This window comes from Streptomyces sp. NPDC000594 (assembly GCF_040299965.1).
In the GTDB taxonomy this organism is placed as follows: domain Bacteria; phylum Actinomycetota; class Actinomycetes; order Streptomycetales; family Streptomycetaceae; genus Streptomyces.
Genome location: NZ_JBEPCY010000032.1, coordinates 41,121 through 59,473 on the forward strand (window position 1 = coordinate 41,121; position 18,353 = coordinate 59,473).

General features: G+C 73.0%; 10 protein-coding genes. 6 read left to right on the top strand and 4 right to left on the bottom strand.

Going from position 1 to position 18,353, the window contains the following annotated elements; genetic code table 11:
* Window positions 1–207: 207 nt before the first annotated feature.
* Entirely contained in the window at window positions 208–3,081 is a 2,874-nt protein-coding gene (locus ABT354_RS30325) for an AAA family ATPase (RefSeq protein ID WP_351499656.1), read from the bottom strand.
* Between the two features lie 173 nt (window positions 3,082–3,254).
* Here ABT354_RS30325 and ABT354_RS30330 point away from each other — a divergent pair, with 173 nt between their 5' ends.
* The 4 genes from ABT354_RS30330 (at window position 3,255) to ABT354_RS30345 (ending at window position 9,598) form a co-directional block, all read left to right on the top strand.
* Entirely contained in the window at window positions 3,255–6,239 is a 2,985-nt protein-coding gene (locus tag ABT354_RS30330; protein ID WP_351499658.1) for a helix-turn-helix transcriptional regulator, read from the top strand.
* A gap of 294 nt (window positions 6,240–6,533) precedes the next feature.
* Entirely contained in the window at window positions 6,534–7,583 is a 1,050-nt protein-coding gene (locus ABT354_RS30335; RefSeq protein WP_351499660.1) for an AraC-like ligand-binding domain-containing protein, read from the top strand.
* Window positions 7,565–8,536, top strand: coding sequence for a helix-turn-helix domain-containing protein (locus ABT354_RS30340; RefSeq protein ID WP_351499662.1), 972 nt, complete (start codon window positions 7,565–7,567; stop codon window positions 8,534–8,536). The genes ABT354_RS30335 and ABT354_RS30340 overlap by 19 nt, the downstream gene beginning before the upstream one ends.
* 78 nt (window positions 8,537–8,614) lie before the next feature.
* Window positions 8,615–9,598 carry a hypothetical protein gene (locus tag ABT354_RS30345; RefSeq protein WP_351499664.1) on the top strand — a complete coding sequence of 328 codons (984 nt, stop codon included), beginning with the start codon at window positions 8,615–8,617 and terminating at the stop codon, window positions 9,596–9,598.
* 82 nt (window positions 9,599–9,680) lie between these two features.
* Here ABT354_RS30345 and ABT354_RS30350 read toward each other — a convergent pair whose 3' ends face one another.
* Together ABT354_RS30350 and ABT354_RS30355 are read right to left on the bottom strand one after the other, a co-directional pair.
* Window positions 9,681–11,309, bottom strand: coding sequence for an MFS transporter (locus ABT354_RS30350; protein ID WP_351499666.1), 1,629 nt, complete (start codon window positions 11,307–11,309; stop codon window positions 9,681–9,683).
* 221 nt (window positions 11,310–11,530) lie between these two features.
* Complete coding sequence (locus ABT354_RS30355) at window positions 11,531–12,292, bottom strand: nuclear transport factor 2 family protein (protein ID WP_351499668.1); 762 nt, start codon at window positions 12,290–12,292, stop codon at window positions 11,531–11,533.
* Between the two features lie 153 nt (window positions 12,293–12,445).
* On the opposite strand from ABT354_RS30355, the gene ABT354_RS30360 reads away from it, so the two are divergent.
* Together ABT354_RS30360 and ABT354_RS30365 are read left to right on the top strand one after the other, a co-directional pair.
* Complete coding sequence (locus ABT354_RS30360) at window positions 12,446–13,342, top strand: helix-turn-helix transcriptional regulator (protein WP_351499670.1); 897 nt, start codon at window positions 12,446–12,448, stop codon at window positions 13,340–13,342.
* Between the two features lie 1,363 nt (window positions 13,343–14,705).
* Window positions 14,706–16,733 carry an N-6 DNA methylase gene (locus ABT354_RS30365; protein ID WP_351499672.1) on the top strand — a complete coding sequence of 676 codons (2,028 nt, stop codon included), beginning with the start codon at window positions 14,706–14,708 and terminating at the stop codon, window positions 16,731–16,733.
* Window positions 16,734–16,804: 71 nt separating this feature from the next.
* Here ABT354_RS30365 and ABT354_RS30370 read toward each other — a convergent pair whose 3' ends face one another.
* Window positions 16,805–18,322: a serine/threonine-protein kinase gene (locus ABT354_RS30370; protein WP_351499674.1), complete on the bottom strand. Its 1,518-nt coding sequence runs from the start codon at window positions 18,320–18,322 to the stop codon at window positions 16,805–16,807.
* Window positions 18,323–18,353: the final 31 nt, after the last annotated feature.

An 18,353-nucleotide genomic window follows, 5' to 3' on the forward strand; every position in this document is an offset into this window, starting at 1 on the left:
CGAACTGCTCAAGATCCGCTGCGTCGCCACGCTAGGCGGGCGCGCGGGACCCGGCTTTTCCGACAGCGCACCGGTACCGGCCCGGCAGTGCACAGCTGTGCCCCGCCCGCCCCGACGGGAGCGCGCCGTCCCACCCCGTACAGGCTCCGTGTCCTTCGTTCGCGCCCCGGCGTCGCCTCCGGCGACCGGGCCCGGCCCCCCGCCCGGTCAGCCGCGGCGCGGCAACCGGGCCAGTGCGTCGCGCAGTTGGGCCCGGCCTGTGACACCGAGCTTCGGGAAGACCTTGCCCAGATGGAATCCGACGGTCCGGGGAGACAGATACAGGCGGGCGGCGATGTCCCGGTTGGTCAGCCCCGCCGCCGCCAGCCGTGCGATGTTCAGCTCCTGCGCGGTCAGCCCGGTGGCGGCCGACGGCGGTGCGGCGACGGCGACGGACACACCCGCCGCCCGTAGCTCGGAGGCCGCGCGCTCCGTCCACGGGCGGGCGTCGAGCCGTTCGAAGACATCCAGGGCCGCGGCGAAGAGGGGACGGGCCTCGGCGGACCTGCGGCGCCTGCGCAGCCACTCGCCGAAGTCGAGCTGGGCGAGGGCGTTTTCGAAGGGCCACCGGGACGCCTCCGGACCGGCGAGCGCCGCGCGGAAGTGCGGCTCCGCCTCGTCGGGGTCGCTCAGCAGCGCCGTGGCCCGGTGTACGAGGGCGGCGAGCCGCGCGGATCCGGGAGTCCCCAGGACGGCGGTCGTGGCGGTCAGCACGGCCCGCGCATCGTCCCGGCGGTCGGTCCGGACAGCGGCCGATGCCAGGTCGGCGACGTAGTAGTACGAGGCATGGTGATGGACGGGGGCCGGGTGGAGGTCCCGGCTGAACACCCCGCGCAGATGCTCGTACGCGGCCCGGTGGTCGCCTTCCGCCAGGGCGGCGAGGCCGAGGGCATGGCAGTGCCGTACGAAGAGGCTGCGGGAGCCGCGCAGGTCGACGCCGCGCACGGCGTCGCCGGCGCGGGCGCGGGCACCGGCGTGGTCGCCGCGGGCGGCCCGCAGGGTGGCGAGGAGGATCGGGGCGCCCACGGCGACATTGTCCGCACCCGCCTCCGTGGCCATGCAGAAGGCGTCCTCGGCAGCGGTCTCGGCCGCCGTCCACGCCCCACTCTCGAACAGGGCGAGGGCGAGGGTCTGGGTGACGGTGCAGTTGGTGCCGGCCGTGACGGCGCGGCGATGGTGGTCCCGCGCCCGGCCGAGGAGGCGAACGGCCGTCCCGGTCTCGTCCAGGATCCAGGCACAGGCACCCAGGAGGACCAGACCGGGGAGGGAGTCCTCCGGCAGGGCGTCGACCAGACCGCTCAGCTGCTCGACGGCTGCCCGCCGCCCGGTGAACGGATCGGCGACCAGCCGTGGCCACAGACTCCCGGTGTGCTCAGGGCGCGGCGGTATCAGCCCGCCGACGCGGCGCAGTTCGGCCCGGTGGAACGGGTCGCCGGAGTTGTACGCGGGGGTGGCGCCGGTGCTCAGGGCGTTCAGCGCCAGCTCCGGCGCGGCGGTGGCCATCCTCTCCGCCACGGGCAGCAGGAAGCCGAGGGAGTCCTCGTGCCGCAGGGTCACCGCCAGGGACCAGCCGCCGAGCAGGGCCGCCTCGGAGCGCGTCCGGGGGTCGTCGGTGAGACGGTCGACCCGGCCGGTGATCTCGCCGACCCACTGGGGATGCCCGGCCAGCATGGCGTACGAGGCCGCGGAGAGCAGCCGTCCGGCGCGCCGCCCGGTGTCGGGAGTGAGGTCGGCGGCCCGTTCCAGGGCCTTGGCGGCGGCTCCGTAACCGCCCCGGCGCCGATAGCGCTCGGCGCTCTCCGCGACGGCCGCCGCGACGCCCTCGTCCGGCCCGGGCGCGGCCGCGGCCAGATGCCAGGCCCGCCGGTCGGGTTCACCGGCGTGGAACTCCGCGAGGGCCAGATGGGCCGTACGCCGCTCGGTGAACGAAGCGGCCCGGTAGACCGCGGAGCGGACGAGGGGATGGCGGATACGGACGCGTCCGCTCTCCACCCGTACCAGCCCGGCCTGCTCCGCGGGGAGCCACACCCGGGCATCGCCGTCCGGGAACGGGGCGGCCTGCCACGCCTCCAGTGGGGTGTCGGTGCCCGCGGCCGCCGCCAGCAGCAGCGCGCCACGGGTCGCTTCGGGAAGAAGGGGCAGGTCGGCGGCGAACAGCCGCTCCAGCCGCTGGGTGAGGGGCGGATCGTCCAGGGCACCGGGGCCGCCGCCGCGCGTGGACCCGGCGGCGGCACGGGCCAGTTCGACCAGGGCGAGCGGGTTGCCGGCCGCCTGCTCCAGGACGAGGGCACGGGCCCTGCCGCGCGGGCGGTACGGCTGCGCGTCCAGCAACTGCCCGGCCGAGACCCGGTCCAGCGGGCCGACCGGCAGATGCGCGAAGTCACGGTCGAAGCGCCTCGGCACCGCGTCCTCCCGCGCCGCGAGCAGCAGGGCGATCCGTTCGCCCGCCAGGCGCCGGGCGACAAAGGCGAGCACATCGAGCGAACCGATATCGAGCCACTGGGCGTCGTCCACGGTCATGAGCAGCGGCTGCCCGGTGGCCACGTCGGAGAGCAGGCCGAGCACGCCCATCCTGATCATCAGCGGATCGGGAGCCTCCTGTCCGTCGCCGGCCGTGCCGAACACGCTCCGCAGGGCGTCGCGGTGCCGGGCTGGCAGGCCGCCGACCGCGCCGAGGACCGGTCGCAGCAGCTGGTGGACGCCTGCGAAGGCCAGGTCCCGCTCCCCTTCCGAGCCCTGTGCCCGCAGCACCCGCAGGCGGCGCGCCCTGGCCTCGGTGCCGGCGTGTGTCACGAGGGTGGTCTTTCCCGTCCCCGGCTCTCCGGTCAGGACGAGGACGTTCGGACCGGAGGCGGCGGCGCCCCCTCCCGGCACGGCGATGCCGTTTCCTCCTGCCTCGGCGGCGGCGGGACCGTACGCCCCTGGCTCGACGGTGGCGAGGAGCCGCCGGATCGCCGCCAGTTCGGGGTCCCTGCCCCGCAGCTCGTCACCCTGATGAACGGTGTACGCACCCATGTCCGTGATCGCCCCCTCGGGCCCCATGATGCCAACCCCGCCGTGCACGACCGCCGGGCGGCGGCGACGCGGGTCCGGGCCGGGGACGGCGGACGACTGGTCATGTGACAGAAGCGCCGTGACCTCGCCTCCCCGAGGATGGGCCCGTCCGCAGAACACGCCCACAGCGGTGGGCAGCCGAGCAGGTCCGGAGTATGTGCATGACGGTCCACCCACCCCGATCGGCGGCCGGCGAGGACGCCGCCCGTCTGTCCGGCCGTACGACGGTGCCGCGCCCGCTCGGCCGGGACAGCGAGATCGACCGGATCCTGCGGTGCGTGACGTGTCGGCCCGGAAGCCCCCAGGCGCTGTTGCTCCTCGGGGAGGAGGGGATCGGGCGGACGACAGTCCTCCGCCATGTCCGGGAACGGGCGGCCGACGACGGCACGCTCGTCCTGTCGGCGCAGGGCTGGGCCACGGATCTCCGGCCCGCCCGCGCCTGTCTGCACCAGCTGCTGGTGCCGGTCCTGGACGAGGTGCCCCGTCTGCCCGCGGCGCACGGCCGGGTGCTGAGCGCCGCCCTGGAGCCCGCGGCCCGGGACGGCGGGCCGGACGACGCACAGGTACGGACCGCACTGCTGGTGCTGCTGGACCACCTCGCCGCGTCCCGCCCGGTGGTGGTGTGCGTGGACGACCTCCACGCCTGTGACCGCGCCTTCGCCGACGCGCTCCGCGCGGGCATCCGGCTGCTGGCCGGCCGGCCGGTCGGATTTCTGCTCACCGCGCGGAGCGAGGCGCCCCGGCCCGGCCTCCCGCCCGGCGCGGAGCACCTCCGTCTGGGTCCGCTGAGCGCTCCCTGGGCCGCGGCGCTGCTGGACCGGCAGCCGGACGCGCCCACCGGCCGGTCCAGGCTGGAGATCCTGGCGGAGGCCGCGGGCAACCCGCTGGCCCTGGTGGAACTGAGCCGTCGTGCGCCCACGGCCCGCCGGGCGGGCGGCACCGCCGGCGCCCCGGTGCCGCACCCGCCGACGGCACCCGGCCTCACGGCCCGTATCGACGCGCTGCCCCCCGGGACAGGGCGGGCCCTGCTCTACGCCGCGGCCGCGGAGCCGGGCGAGAGCGTCGCCTCGCTCATGACCGCCCTGGGCGACGGAGACCTCGCGGTGTGGGCCCCGGCGGAGGCCGCCGGCCTGGTCTCGCTGGTCGAGGACCGCCTGGTCCTCCGGCATCCCCTGGCGCGTTCGGCCGTTCTCGCGCGGCATCCGGCGGCCGAACGGCAGCGGGCCCGGCGGGACCTCGCGGCCGCCGTCGCACGGCCGGAGAGCAGAGCCCGCCACCTGGCCGCCGCGACCCTGCGCCCCAGCGAGCCGGTGGCCGCCGCGCTGGAGGACTCCGCGTGGTGCCATGAGGATGTCGTGGGCACCGCGCGCGCCCTGGAACAGGCGGCCCGCATCGGCCCGCCGGGGCCGGCACGCGCCCGCAGGCTGGCCGAAGCCCTGGTGGCGGCGCATGCGGTGGGGGATCCCGGCTGGGTGAGGGAGCTGTACGGACGGTTCGCCCGGGAGGGGGGAGATCCGGAACTCGTCTGTGTCGCGGCCGGTGCCCTGGCCGCGAATCTGTCGCTGGAGTCCTCCCAGCGGGAGGCGTTCGACCTTCTGGTCGATGCCTCCGGGCACTTTCCGGCGGTCGGCCGCCCCGTCGCGCTCGCGCTGACGGCGGTGGCGGCGGGCATCACCGTCCAGTCCGGCCTGCCGGAACACCGGGCCGGGCTGTCCGGGCTGCTCGACCGTACCCAGCGGGCCCGCCCCGGTCACCGGGCCGCCCATGCCCGGGATACGGGTGATGCCCAGGACACCGACCCTGCCCGGGACACCTGCCCTGCACCGGACACCTGCCCTGCACCGGACACCGGCCCTGTCCCGGACGACGACTCCTGGGACACCGACGCCCCCCGGGACACCGGCCGTACCGACCCGCACCGGCCTCCGGCCACCTGGCACCCCGGCCACCCGGACACCCAGCGGGCCCTGGAGGCGCTGATCTCCGCGGTTCTCCACCCGCCGGGCGCGCAAGGCTCGCCCGCGAGCGCCGCGGGGCCGCAAGGAGCGCCGCCGGCCGACCCGTACACCCTGGCCGCCCGTACGGCGGTCCACGCGGCGGCCCATCTCGCGGACGAGGCGGATGTCTGCCTCGGACAGTTCCGCGACACCGACGCCCGGCTCGGCGCCGCCCGTGCCCTGGGCATCCGGGGCTGGACGGCTTCCGCCCTCGTGGACACCCTCGTGGGCGTCGGCTGGTTCACCGAGGCCGATGAGCTGATCCGGGAGACCACGGCCGAGGCCGCGGTGCTGCGCCTGCCCCGCCTCCAGGCGGATCTGGAAGCCCAGGCCCTGACCCTCCAGGCCCTTCGGGGCACCGTCCCGCCGGAGCCCCTGCTCACCCCCTCGATCTGGCGCGCCGTCTGCCTGGACGAGAACCGGGCCACCCACGCCCGACTGCTGCGCGCGCGGGGACTCGCCTCCCTCGCCCTGGGTGACTGGGACGGTGGCTGGCGGCAGCTGCGCGCGCTGTTCACCGCCGACGGTTCGCCGCTGCACCCCTTCCTGTCCCCCCGGAGCATCGCCGAACTCGCCGCCGTGGCCCAGCGTCTCGGTCGGTCCGACGAGATCGTGCCGCTGCTCGCCCGTATCCGCGCGGAGCGGGGAGAGCGCCCGGGCACCAGGATGACGCTGCTCCTGCACCATGCCGCCGCACTGGTCGGCCCGGACGAGAACGCCGAGCGGCACTTCCGCCTCGCCTTGGCCGGCCCGGAGGCGGGCCGGTGGCCGTGGGAACGGGCCCACGCCCGCCTCAACCACGGCATCTGGCTGCGGCGCCGCCGCCGGACACGCGAGGCACGTCAGCAGCTGACCACCGCGCTGGAAGCCGCCGAACGCCTGGGCGCGGGCGCCCTCGCCACGGCCGCGGCCCGCGAGCTGCGCGCCGGCGGGGCGGCCCCCACCCCCGGCACCCCGGGTGCGCTGGAGCGGCTGACGGCACAGCAACGGCAGATCGCCCAGCTGGCCGCACGCGGCCTGTCGAACCGTGAGATCGGTGAACAGCTCTTCCTCTCGCCCCGCACCGTGGGCTCCCACCTGTACAACGTCTACCCGAAGCTCGGCATCAGCCGCCGCCAGCAACTGCGGGACCTCCTCCGGAAGGGCTGAGGGGGGAGGGACCGTCCGGTGGCCCCTGTGCCCGGCCCTGCTCGGCCCGTGGACCGACCCACCGTGGCGGGCGACCGCGCGGGAGCCGGGCCGGCCGTCGCCGCCGGTCGTCACCACGGCCGCCGACGGCTCCCGGGACATGAGCGAGCAGAACCAGGGCCCTCCACCCGGACGGCTCCGACGGCCGGTTCTGCCTCCGACGTGGCCGATCCGAGCCGGGGAACCGTGTCACCGGGCTGACGACCAGTCGACCGACTGATGCGCCGGACGGCACGGCACCGGCATGCTCACCGTATGCCCACCGTGATCGACTCCTTGGCGGAGAGACATCGGCGTCCGGCGTCCGGCGGGAGCCGCGCCCTGGTGCTGAGCACCCGCTCGGTTCCGCCGCGTCAGAGCCTGGACTTCTGGCACGACGCGGTGCTCGCGACCCTGGTGGGGATGGACATCGCCACCGACGGCCCCACTTATGACGCGGCCCTGCGCACCGATCACCTGGGGAGCCTGCGGATCACCATGGTGGAAGGCGACCCGGGACGCGTCCACCGGTCGCCGCGCCTCATCGCCCGCGGCGACGGGCGGGACATCCTCGTGGCGCTCCAGAGCAGCGGCCGGGCCCACGTCGAACAGGACGGCCGCACCACCGAACTGCGCGCCGGTGACATCGGGTTCTTCGAGACCGTCCGGCCCTTCCGTGCGACGTTCCCGGAACGCTTCCAGCTGAAGATCTTCACGGTCCCGAGGGAGCTGCTCGGGCGGTCGGAGGCCGATATGCGGCGGCTCACCGCGCGGGCCGTGCGCCCGAGCGGCGGTCTGCCCGCCCTGCTCACCCCCATGCTGGAACGACTGGCCGACACCTCCGAGGCATACACGACGCCGGTGGCGGAGCGACTGGCCGACGCGGCCGTCGACCTGATCGCGGCCACGGCGGCGGCCCGGCTGGGCGAGGACAGCGCCGGCCGGCCGGGCGCCGACCGGGTCCTGCTGATGAGGATCAAGACCTTCATCCGCTGGCATCTGTCGGACTCCGGACTGACCCCCCGGGCCGTCGCCCAGGCCCATGGCATCTCCGTCCGCTATCTCCACCGGCTGTTCGAGGCCGAGGACACCACGGTGTCCCGGTGGATCCGCGAGCTGCGGCTGTACGAGTGCCGCCGCGAACTGCGCGCACCGGCGGCCGAGCCGGTCAGCCTGAGCCGGGTCGCGCGACGCTGGGGCTTCACCGGCGCCGCCCGGTTCAGCAGGGCCTTCCGCGGCACCTTCGGAATGTCTCCCACGGAGTGGCTCGACCGGGAGCGGGCAAGCCGCCGGACGGGGGAAGCGCCGTGCCGGCCGGATCGCTGACCGCCCCGGGCCGGGGAGTGTCCTTCTCCACCCGGAGCCTGGCCCCCGGGGACCGCGCCGCGGCCTGGGAACGCGCGCTGTCGGAGGTCTTCACGGCTCTCGAAGTCACCGTGGAGAGCGGCCGGCCATGGGTGGGCGAGCTGACCGCCGAGCGCCTGGGCGCGCTCCAGATCGCCACCGAGGAGTTCGGCCCGGGAACGATCCGGCGCGGCGTCCGCTCGGTGGCCGCCGACCCCTGTACCCATGTCCTCGTACGGATCCAACTCGACGGTACCGCCCTGCTGGTGCAGGACGGTCGCGCCGCCGAACTCCGGCCCGGTCGACTGGCGTTCCACGACACGCTGCGGCCGTACCGGATCGTGGTGCCGGCCCGGCAGCGGGCCCGGGTCCTCATGATGCCCCGCGCTCGGCTGCTCCTGGAGGAGGAGCAGCTGTCCACCCTGACGGCCACCGCGGTGGACGGTACGGGAGAAGGAGCGGCGGCCTTGCTGCTGCCGCTGCTGTCCGGGCTGGCCGAAGAGGTCACGCGGACCGCCGGGGCCCGGCGCGACGACCTCGCCCGTATCGCGGTGGACGCCCTGGCCACCCTGGCCCTGGAGCGGGTCGGCAGCCGGACCGCGCCCGCCCTGTGGGAGCGGATCACCGCATGCACCGAGGCCCGGTTGCGGCACCCCGGACTCACCCCGCAGGCCATCGCGGACCGGCACAACATCTCCCTGCGTCATCTGCACCGGCTCTTCGAGCTTCAGGGCACCACCGTCACCACCTGGCTGCGGACGCGACGGCTGGAGTCGGCGCGCGAGGAACTGGCCCAGGCCGGCGCGGCCCACCGGCCGATCGCGGTGCTGGCCGCACGCTGGGGATTCACCAACCCCTCCCACTTCAGCCGGACATTCCGTGCGGCGTACGGGATGTCGCCGGGGCAGTGGCGCGCCGCACAGCTGAAGACCTGACACCCGGCGGCCGTTGTTCCCGCCCCGGCGAGCCCGGGTCACCGTCCTCCTGTCGTCACCACCGAAGGGAACACCAACATGTCCACAGCCAAGCGTTGGTCACGGACCGGACTGCCGGCCGCGGCCCTGGCGGCGATCCTCACCGCCGGCGTCACGGGATCGGCGACAGCCGCCCCGGATCCGGTGACGGACGCGCGCTTCCTCGCCCATCTGAACATCGCCGACGGACAGCGACCGGAGAACATAGCCCTGGAGCCCGGCGGTGGCGCGGTCGTCACCTTCGCCTTCTCCCGCCAGGTCGCCCGGATCGCCCCCGACGGCGGGGTGCGGGTCCTGGCGACCCTGCCGGCACCCCCGGCCGGGTCCGCCACCCCGGTTCTGACCTCGCCGTTCCTCGGCGGCATCGTCCGCGCGCACGACGGGACGCTGTCCTTTGTGTACGCCACGGGCACCGATGACCTGACCGGTGTCTGGCGCCTGCGCCCCGGGGGCACCCCGCAGCGCGTCGCCGCGCTCCCGGCGGACAGCCTGCCCAACGGCCTGGCACTCGACAGCCAGAGCGGCCTGCTGTACGTGGCCGATTCGGCCCTCGGTGCCGTCTGGCGGGTGCCCGTCGCGGGCGGCACGCCCACGCGGTGGGCCGCCGTCCCCCGGCTTCGGCCCACCGGGTTCCTGGGCGCCAACGGCATCAAGATCCACAACGGGGCGGTCTGGGTGACCAATCTGGACCAGGGCACCGTGCTGCGCATCCGCCTCACCTGCCACGGCGGTGCCGGGTCCGTCGAGACCCGGGCCACCGGACTGGCCGACATCGACGACTTCGCCTTCACCGGCCCCGGCGACACCCTGCTCGCTGCGGTCAACCGGGGCAACGAGGTCGCCCTGGTCGGGCCCGACGGCAGTCACCGGACCGTGCTGACCGCCGCCGACGGCCTCCAGAACCCCACCTCGCTCGCCGTGCGGGGCGGTACGGCGTACATCGCCAGCGGCGCCTACTTCACCGACACCGATCCCAACGTGCTCACCGTCCGGGTCGCGCACGGCGAGCGGCGCGAGGGCTGACCGGCCCGTATCCGGAGGGATGACTTCCCCCGGACCCGGACCCGGACCCGGACCCGGAGCCGCGCCCCGCCCGCCCGTGGGGTCAGGGCAGTACAGCCGGCCCGCCGGAGGCGTCAAAGGCATGCGTCACCTCCGGCGCGGTGCCCGGTACGAGCAGCGCGCGTGCCTCCTCCTCGTAGCGGCGGTCCGTCGCCGTCAGCCGGACATGGTGCTGGGCCCGGTGCCCCGCCCAGGAGGGGACCAGGTAGTTCTCGATGAACCGCTCCGGGTCGTGACCGTCCTGGTAGAGGCCCCAGGACAGGGCTCCGGTACGGCGTCGGGAACGCGCCACGTGACGCATCCGGTCGGTGAACAGCCGCTGCCGCTCCGCCGGGACGCGGTAGACGACGGAGACCAGGACCGGGCCGTCGGATTCACCGGGTTCGAACACCAGGGGAGGCGACGGCCAGTGGTCCGACGGCGTGGGGTCGATGTCCCCGGAGTCGCGCAGCGGCCACCACCGTACGGTGAGCGCGCTCAGCAGCATGGTGGCGCCGGCGATCAGCAGCGAGGCGCCCAGCCCGAGCCCGTCGGCGACCGCGCCCCACAAGGGCGCCGCCAGGGCCTGACCGCCCTGGAAGACCAGCAGATAGACGGCGAGGCCGCGGGCCCTGACCCAGCCGGGGAGCCGGGTCTGCACGGCCGCGTTGAGGGTGGACAGGGCGGCGATCCAGGCGAGGCCCGCGGGCAGCAGGGCGAGCGCGACCAGCCAGGGCACGGTGACCGTGGCCAGTACCGCGAGCACCACGGCGAACACCACGGATCCGGCCGCCAGTGTGCCGTTGCCCCCCAGTACGCGGCCGATACGGGGCAGGGCGAACGCGCCCGCCACCGCGCCCACCCCCACCGCCGCCAGCAGCAGCCCGTAACCGCCCGGACCCAGACCGAGGGAGTGGGTCGCGGTCAGCGGCAGCAGCGCCCACAGGGCGGCGCCGCCGGGTATGAAGAGCAGCGTGCGCAGCAGGACACGGCGGACGCCGGGCGCGTTCCAGACGTAGCGGCGGCCGGCGTGCAGCGCGGCCAGCAGCCCTTCGCCCGCGGCGGGCGGGGCGGACGCCGCGGCGGGACGCCGCCACACCAGGAGGACGGCCGCGATGCCGAGGTAGGAAGCCGCGTTGAAGGCGAACACCCACCCCGCGCCGGCCACCGCGACCAGCGCACCGCCGAGCGCCGGGCCCACGGCGCGGGCCAGGTTCATGTTCACCGCGCCCAGCGCCGCCGCCTGGCCGAGAGATCGGCGCTCCACCAGCTCCGGCTGGATCGCCTGCCAGGCCGGGCCCATCAGCGCCGTACCGCATCCCAGAAGGAAGGTGAGGGCGAGCAGCAGCGTCGGCGACAGCGCGTCCATGAACGCCAGTACGGCCAGCGCACCGGAGACCACGAGCATCGCGAACTGCGCGGCCAGCAACACCGATCGGCGGTCCAGACGGTCGGCTATCACCCCGGAGGGCAGGGCCAGCAGCACGACAGGCAGGCTGGAGGCGGTCTGTACGAGTGTCACCAGCGCGGCGCTGTGCCCGACCAGTTGCCACTGGGCGCCCACCGTCGCCATCCAGCTGCCGATGTTGGAGACCAACTGGGCTGTCCACAGCGCCCGGAAGAGGGGTGCCGCGAGCGGCGCCCAAGGGGAGTCGGCCCTGGCGGGCGCCGGTGACGGCGGAGTGCTCTTCATAGGTGTCCAGACCGTGTGCGGGGCGGGCGGGGAGGCGGCGCCGGTCCGAGCCCTCGCCGCCGGATCCAGGGGCGAACGGCGACCGTCGCGCCGTCAGACTAGGTTCGGTGGCACCGCCGTCTGTCCTGTCGGCGCACGGGAACACGCCCTCCGGTGCACAGTTACGCGGTGGGGGAGGTGCGGGCTCGCTGTTCTGCGAGGCCCTCCCCCCCCGGGGGGTGTCAGAACAGGCCGTTGGTGTGGGGGAGCGCCGCCGGGACCGGAGCGATGACGTCCCAGTGCTCGACGATCCTGCCGTCGGCCACCCGGAAGAGGTCGTAGTACGCCACCGGGACACCGAACTCGCCCTCGGACTGGACCAGGACGAACTCTCCCTCGGCGATGACCTTGTGGACGGTCCGGTAGAGAAGGCTCTTCCCCTGCTCGGCCCAGGTCGCGGCGGCCGCCCCGAAGCCGGCCAGGCCGTCGGCGGCCTCCGGGTTGTGCTGGTGGTAGGTCCCGGTCGAGATGTAGTCGGTGAGTACCGAGTAGTCGGCCCCGACCAGGACCTTCCGCGCGAATGCGGTGACCAGGGCGCGGTTGGCCTCGGTCGTCTCCGGCGCGGTGACCCGGTCGGGACCGTCGGTCTGCGAGCGGCCGGAGACGGTGTCCTCGACCACCGGGGTCAGGGCGTCCCAGTGCTCGGCGAGCCTGCCGTCGGCATCGACGCGGAAGATGTCGAAGGCGACCAGCGGGTCGGGGCCGAAGCCGTGGTACGTGCCGTGCAGGGCCACCAGGTCGCCGTCGGCGATCACCCGGGCCGCCTCGTAATGGAAGCCCTCCGGCAGCCCGGCGACCAGCCCCCGCAGGGCCTCGGGGCCGTCGGCGGCCAGGGAGCTGTGCTGGCGGTAGTCGGCGGCGACCCAGCGGTCCACCGCGCTCGGGTCCTTCCGGCCGAAAAGCTCACCTACGGCGGACAGGACGGTGTTCTTGGCGTTGCTCATGACGGACGGTCTCCTTGCGGGGTCGGGTCGGCGGCGTTGGACGGATCGGCGCACTCTCTTGCCGATTTCCGACAATGTCTTGCCGCCGGATGGGCTGACCCTCTTACGCTAGAGGCGATGAGCAGGATGAATCGGATACGCTGACGACTTACGATGGTCAAAAAGCGACACGATGCCGCTCGTGGCATCCCGGAGATCTTCTTCGCCGCGCCTGCCGGAACCCCCGCCGGCGTCGAAGTGCTGCCCCTCGCGGACCTGCGCCGGCGCGTACCCGCCGAGCGGCTCAGGGCTCCTCAGCGCCCGGATTTCCACCATCTGATCACCCTCACCGGGGGGACCCTGAGGCACACGGTCGACTTCACCGCCCACACCCTCGACCCCGGCCCCTGGCTCTGGGTGCGCCCCGGTCAGGTCCAGCAGTGGGGCGACCTCACCCACGCCGAAGGCACCCTGATCCTGTTCCGCCGGGACTTCCTCGACCCGACCACCACCGACGGCGCCCGCCTGGAGGACCCGCACGCCCCGATCCTGCGGCGTCCCCTTCCCGACGATGTCGCGGCCCTGAGGCTGGCCACCGACCACCTCACCGCCGAGTTCCACGCCTTGGGACGACTGCCCCTGGAGATCCACACCGCGGCCCTGCGCCATCTGCTGGCCGTCCTCGTCCTGCGCCTGGCCCACCTCACCACGCCCGCCGGCGGTCCCGCACCCGAGCCCGACGCCACGTACCTACGGTTCCGTGACGCCGTGGAGAAGGACTTCACCCGCACCCGCCGGGTCGAGGAGTACGCCGAGACGCTCGGCTACTCGCCGCGCACCCTCTCCCGTGCCACCCTCGCCACCGCCGGCCTCGGCGCCAAGGAGTTCATCGACCGCCGCGTCGTCCTCGAAGCCAAGCGCCTCCTGGCCCACAGCGACCGGACCGCCGCCCGCATCGCCGACCAGCTGGGCTTCTCCAGCGCGACCCACTTCAGCAAGTACTTCCACCAGCGCACCGGACAGACCCCGATCGCCTTCCGCGACACGGTCCGCGGACACCCCGCGAGGTGAGATTCCGGGTACCCGCCCGCCTGGTGAGGCTCCGGCATGGTGTCGAAGTCCAGGCTGTGGACGGTGCCGACGAGTGGGGGGGGGAGAGATTTGACTATGGCCGGCGCAACAACGACCCCAGAGTGGAACCGGCCGAGGCTTGGCGAAGGCGGTCCAGAACCGGCGATGCCGGCGGTGACAGACGGAAGCTGCGTCGGAGGAGGTCACCAGGATCAACCGGGCATGCTCAATGCCCCGACCGCAGATGGCTGCGGCTTGGCCGTGGTGGAGGGCAGCTGAGTCGGACTACTGTTTTGAGTGGTACGGCAGGCGACACGTGGGGACGGGGAGATCTTTCAGTCGCTCAGAATCGCTCGACTCTGGTGAAGGTTGCCCCAGCGGGGTCCGGCGGATTCGAGCGTCAGCAACTGAGATAATCCGGAGATGTAGCGGAGTCAGACGGGTCTGCTTCAGCCGTGAAAGCGAGACCAGTCAGCAGCGAGCTTTCGAGAGAATCGGATACGTACCGGTTCCCACCAGAGAGAACCTGCCGCCAGGAACGCAGCTGGTCCGGCGCGGAACACCTGACGGCGGGATCGTGTTCTTCTGCCCCCGCCCATTGGTGAAGGGACGTGGGCGTGGCAGGGCAAGTACCTGTTCACCCTGGACCCCTCCGCTATCAGCCAGGTGGACAAGAGCGTGAAGGAAGTTCTTGCGACCACGGCGGATCTGGTGCGTTACGCCCCTATGCTTCCCCGCAGACCGCTCAGGACGGCAGCCTCTCAGCAGAGGGAGGGAAGTAGGCACCGCTGCCTGTGAGCAGCTGGCAGTCCAGCAGTCCATCAGCTCAGCCACTTGTCGAACGCGCGCCCCTGTACTCACCCTTGGGTGGGCACCTGGTTGGCGGCACACCTCGAACCAAGGTACAGGTCAGTGTGCGTCAGCTGTCCCGGGTCAAGCGGTGACGAATTTGCCGGAGTGGCAGCAGGTGAACGTGCTGAACGATGCCGCTCCCGTCGGCGGACATCACCGCTTGATTGGACGGCGGCGCGATCCCACGATGACTTCAGGCAAAGCGAGATTCCGCGTACGACAGTCCGGCCGCCGTCAGTATGCACTGGCCCCGCCAGAAGGGCAGAGGATGCTCGGCTGGTTCCAGGTGGAGAAGCCGACCGTGACGACCACCGCGAGCAATCGAGCCGGCAGTGGTCCTTGAGGACCGTGCCCTCATGGAGGGTGCCCAGGCTATGAGATGGGAGCCTGTGAACAAAGTCAACGTGCGTTAGCCTTACTCGGGAGCGGGAGAGGCGCGAGCAGTTGCTTGCTCGAGTGCTCCCACAAGCCGATACTCCGATTCCGCTTGGCCGACGTCTCTGGAGAAGTGATGATCTCGCCCCCCGCCGTACCAGTGACCCTGGCCGAGATTGCCCGGCTCGCGGGGGTGGGACGGGCCGCCGTGAGCAACTGGCGCCGCCGCCATGACACCTTTCCTCCACGGATCGGCGGCACGGATACTAGTCCGCACTTCTCTTTGACGGAGATCGAGAAATGGCTCAGGGAGAACAGGAAGCTGGGGAAGGCCACGAGCCGCGAATGGCTCTGGCCCCAGTTCGAGGCCCTGGGTGACCGTGACGAGACCGGGCTTGCCATCGCCGCTGCGGGACGGCTGCTCGCCGGGGTGGAGAACGACCGCGGCCCCGACGAAGCCGGATCGAGCCCGGTGCGGGCCGCTGTGGAGCTGGGACGGCGCGAGGGCTCGTCCGACATCCTCACGTTTCTGCTGCGCCGCTGGCTGGACAGGCATGTACGCCAGATCACCACCACCCCTGAACCACTCGCCGACCTCATGGCCGATCTCGCCCTGCTGGTGCGAGAGGCTGCCACCGACAAGCACTGCGAGGAGCCCGTCACGGTGCTCGACCCCGCATGTGGCGCGGGCTCTCTGCTGGCCGCCGCCGCGGCGGCCGTCCCCGCCGCGCTCCTCGGCTGCGATCGCGACCCCGTGCTCACTGCTCTCACCGACGTGCGGCTCGCACTGCTGCCGCCTTCCGGGGCGCCCGCGCCCGTGGTGGCGCCGGGGGATTCCCTCCGTGCGGATCCCCTCATCGGTACACAGGCCGACATGGTGCTCTGCAACCCGCCATCCAACGAACGGGACTGGGGGTACGAGGACCTTGCCACGGACGCCAGGTGGGCGCACGGCATGCCGCCCCGCACCGAACCCGAGCTCGCCTGGGTGCAGCACTGCCTCGCACGACTCCGTCCCGGAGGTAGCGCTGTCCTGCTGCTGCCGCCGGCCGTGGCCGCGCGCAAGGCCGGCCGGAGGATCCGCAGCTCGCTGTTGCGCACGGGTGCCCTGCGGGCTGTGGTGGCGCTCCCGCCCGGATCAGCTGCACCACACAGCCTCTCGCTGCACCTGTGGGTGCTGCGGCGGCCTACCCCGGGGCAGATCCTGCCGGGCCCGGGGGAGCTCGTGCTCGCGGACGCTGCCGCGAGGTTTCCCCGGTCCGCAGCCCGGGAGACCGGCCCTGATTGGGGCGAAATGCGAGCATTCATTCGGTCTGCCATCATCGGCGCGGCCAGCCGGGGAACAGAGGCCGAGGAAAGGGGCGGATCATCTGCCGCAGGCGCCGGTGTGACCCCGTGGAGCGCTGTCGTCCCGCTGATCGACCTCCTCGACGACGAGGTGGATCTCACCCCTGGCCGCCACATCGCCTCGGTCCCTGGACACGCCGGAACCCGGCTTGCTGACTCCTGGAACAAGGTCGGCGAACTGCTGGGCGGCCTCCGGACCGAGAGCGCCCGGTTGGCCGCGCTCGATCTCGCGAACGGAACGGCGGATCAGCCGAGCGCAACTGTCGGAGAGCTCGTCCGGGCCGGGGCGCTCACCCTTCGTTCGGGCAGGCACCCGGCCGAAGTGGACTCAAGGGAGCCCCGGCGCGAGGAGATCCCCCTGCTGATGCTTTCGGATCTGCTGCTGGACGGATCCCCCGGCGGCTGGGCGTACCCGGACGACGCCGTCGTCGTGGAATCCGGGGAAGTGGTGGTCGTCGGTGTCTCCAGGGAGTTCTCGGCCTGGGTCCACGACGGCCCGCCGATGGCGGTCGGTCCGCAGATCCACGCCCTCCGGGTCGACCCGGACGTACTCGATCCCTGGTTCCTGGCGGGTTCGCTCAAGGCGCCGGCCAATGCCCGCCACGCCGGTACCCATGCGTCGAGTTCCTCTCGGATCGATGTGCGTCGGCTCCAGGTGTGTCGGCTCGCCCTCCCGGAGCAGCAGCGCTACAGCGACGCCTTCAGGCACCTGGCCGCATTCGAGCGGCTGGCCGAGCGGCTGGCGATCGTCGCCAAGGAGCTGGGACGGGACCTCGGCGACGAACTCGCGGCGGGGCGCCTGGTGCGGGGGAAGTAGGCGGATCCCGTGGGGGAGCCGCCCGTTCGTGAGTCTGGACCGCGCCCAGTGCTCCGGCGTGTCCGGTCACGTCATTCCCCCCGGGGCGCGGCACCGGGACCGGGCCCACTGCCCCGTGCGCCGAGCAGCCCGGAGATGTGGTCGGCCACATCGCGGCACTCCGTCTCCACCTGCGTGGCGTACGGCGCGGGCAGGGCCGCCGCCGTGTAGCCCGCCTCGGTGACCACGTTGATCGCCGCCCCGGTGTCACCGTCGTCCTCCAGCCGGCACCGGGCGGCACGCAGTCCGAACACAGCCCGGTCGGCCCGCTCCCGGGGGTTGTTCCCGCGCACGAAGTCGTCGGCGATGCTCTCGTAGAGCCGCGCGGCGGCGACGAAGTCTCCCGCGAGCCAGAAACCTCCGGCGGTGAGTTCCCAGACCTGTCGGACCAGTGGGCGGCGCCCCCACTCCTCGCGAACGCGGGGCACCAGCCCGGCGAGTTCGCTCACGGCGTCCCCGGGTCGGCCCTTCTCCAGCTCTTGCTGGGCCGCCGAGCAGAGCAGCTCGATCGCGTCCGGGTCCAGCCATCCACCGTCCTCGTCCTCGCCGGTGCCCGGGGCCGGCTCCTGCTCAGGTGACCGGCCCGCTGCCCTATTCTCCTCGGGCTCCCGGAAAGGGCGCGTGGGGTCGTGGGCAAGCCATGGCCGGGGCTCGGGGTCTCCGGGGCGGGGGGTGAACTCACCGAGGGCGTCGCGGATCTCCCGCATGGTCGGCCGCTGTTCCGGCTTCTTGGCGAGTCCCCGGAGCACCAGCTTGTCGAGGGCGTCGGGAATTCCCGCGGCCAGGTCGCCGGGCCGCAGCGGCGGCCTGCGCAGATGCTGGCGCTCCACCGATCCGTGCAGGGCATGGAGGATGAACGGAGGTCTCCCGGTGAGGAGTTCGTAGACAACGCAGCAGAACGAGTAGACATCCGTGGCGGCGGTGGCCTCCTCTCCCTGGATCTGTTCCGGTGCCTGATAGCCCGGTGTGCCGAGGGTGGAGCCCGGCTGGGTGAGGGTGGACTCGATGCCGAGCTGTTTGCCGATGCCGAAGTCGATGAGAAACACCACGCCTCGCTCGGAGATCATCAGGTTCTCCGGCTTCAGATCCCGGTGCACCACGCCGCGCTCATGGGCATGAGCATGGGCGAGGGCGGCGGCAATCTGCGCAGCTGCGGCTACGGCCACGATGGGCGTGAGCGGTGTGTACCCCTTGAGGAAGGCCCGCAGATTGATTCCCACCACCTGGTACATCACCAGGTAAGGGACTCCGGCATGCGTTCCGAATGCGTACTGCTCGGGGATGTTGGGGTGCCGCAGGCAAGCGAGGAGCTGTGCCTCGCGAATGAACCTGAGACGCCGATGTCCGAGTTCCTCCTTCTGGTCACGAGTATCGAGCCGGCGCAGGTCTTCGGTGTCCAGGCGCAGAAACTTCACCGCGACCTGCCGATCCTCCCTGCGGTCATGTGCCCGCCAGATCTGGGCCATCCCTCCCTTGCCGTTCAGATCGACGAGTTCGTAGCGGCCGTCGATCAACTCCCCGGCCCGCACGTCCTCCCAGCCCGCTTCCACCCTCTGCGCCCCTCCATGGTCGATCGGTTTC

Bases quoted from the DNA above. Each gene is read 5' to 3' on its own strand.
- ABT354_RS30325 (WP_351499656.1), bottom strand. From the start codon at position 3,081: ATGGGGCCCGAGGGGGCGATCACGGACATGGGTGCGTACACCGTTCAT.
- ABT354_RS30330 (WP_351499658.1), top strand. From the start codon at position 3,255: ATGACGGTCCACCCACCCCGATCGGCGGCCGGCGAGGACGCCGCCCGT.
- ABT354_RS30335 (WP_351499660.1), top strand. From the start codon at position 6,534: ATGCCCACCGTGATCGACTCCTTGGCGGAGAGACATCGGCGTCCGGCG.
- ABT354_RS30345 (WP_351499664.1), top strand. From the start codon at position 8,615: ATGTCCACAGCCAAGCGTTGGTCACGGACCGGACTGCCGGCCGCGGCC.
- ABT354_RS30350 (WP_351499666.1), bottom strand. From the start codon at position 11,309: ATGAAGAGCACTCCGCCGTCACCGGCGCCCGCCAGGGCCGACTCCCCT.
- ABT354_RS30355 (WP_351499668.1), bottom strand. From the start codon at position 12,292: ATGAGCAACGCCAAGAACACCGTCCTGTCCGCCGTAGGTGAGCTTTTC.
- ABT354_RS30360 (WP_351499670.1), top strand. From the start codon at position 12,446: ATGGTCAAAAAGCGACACGATGCCGCTCGTGGCATCCCGGAGATCTTC.
- ABT354_RS30365 (WP_351499672.1), top strand. From the start codon at position 14,706: ATGATCTCGCCCCCCGCCGTACCAGTGACCCTGGCCGAGATTGCCCGG.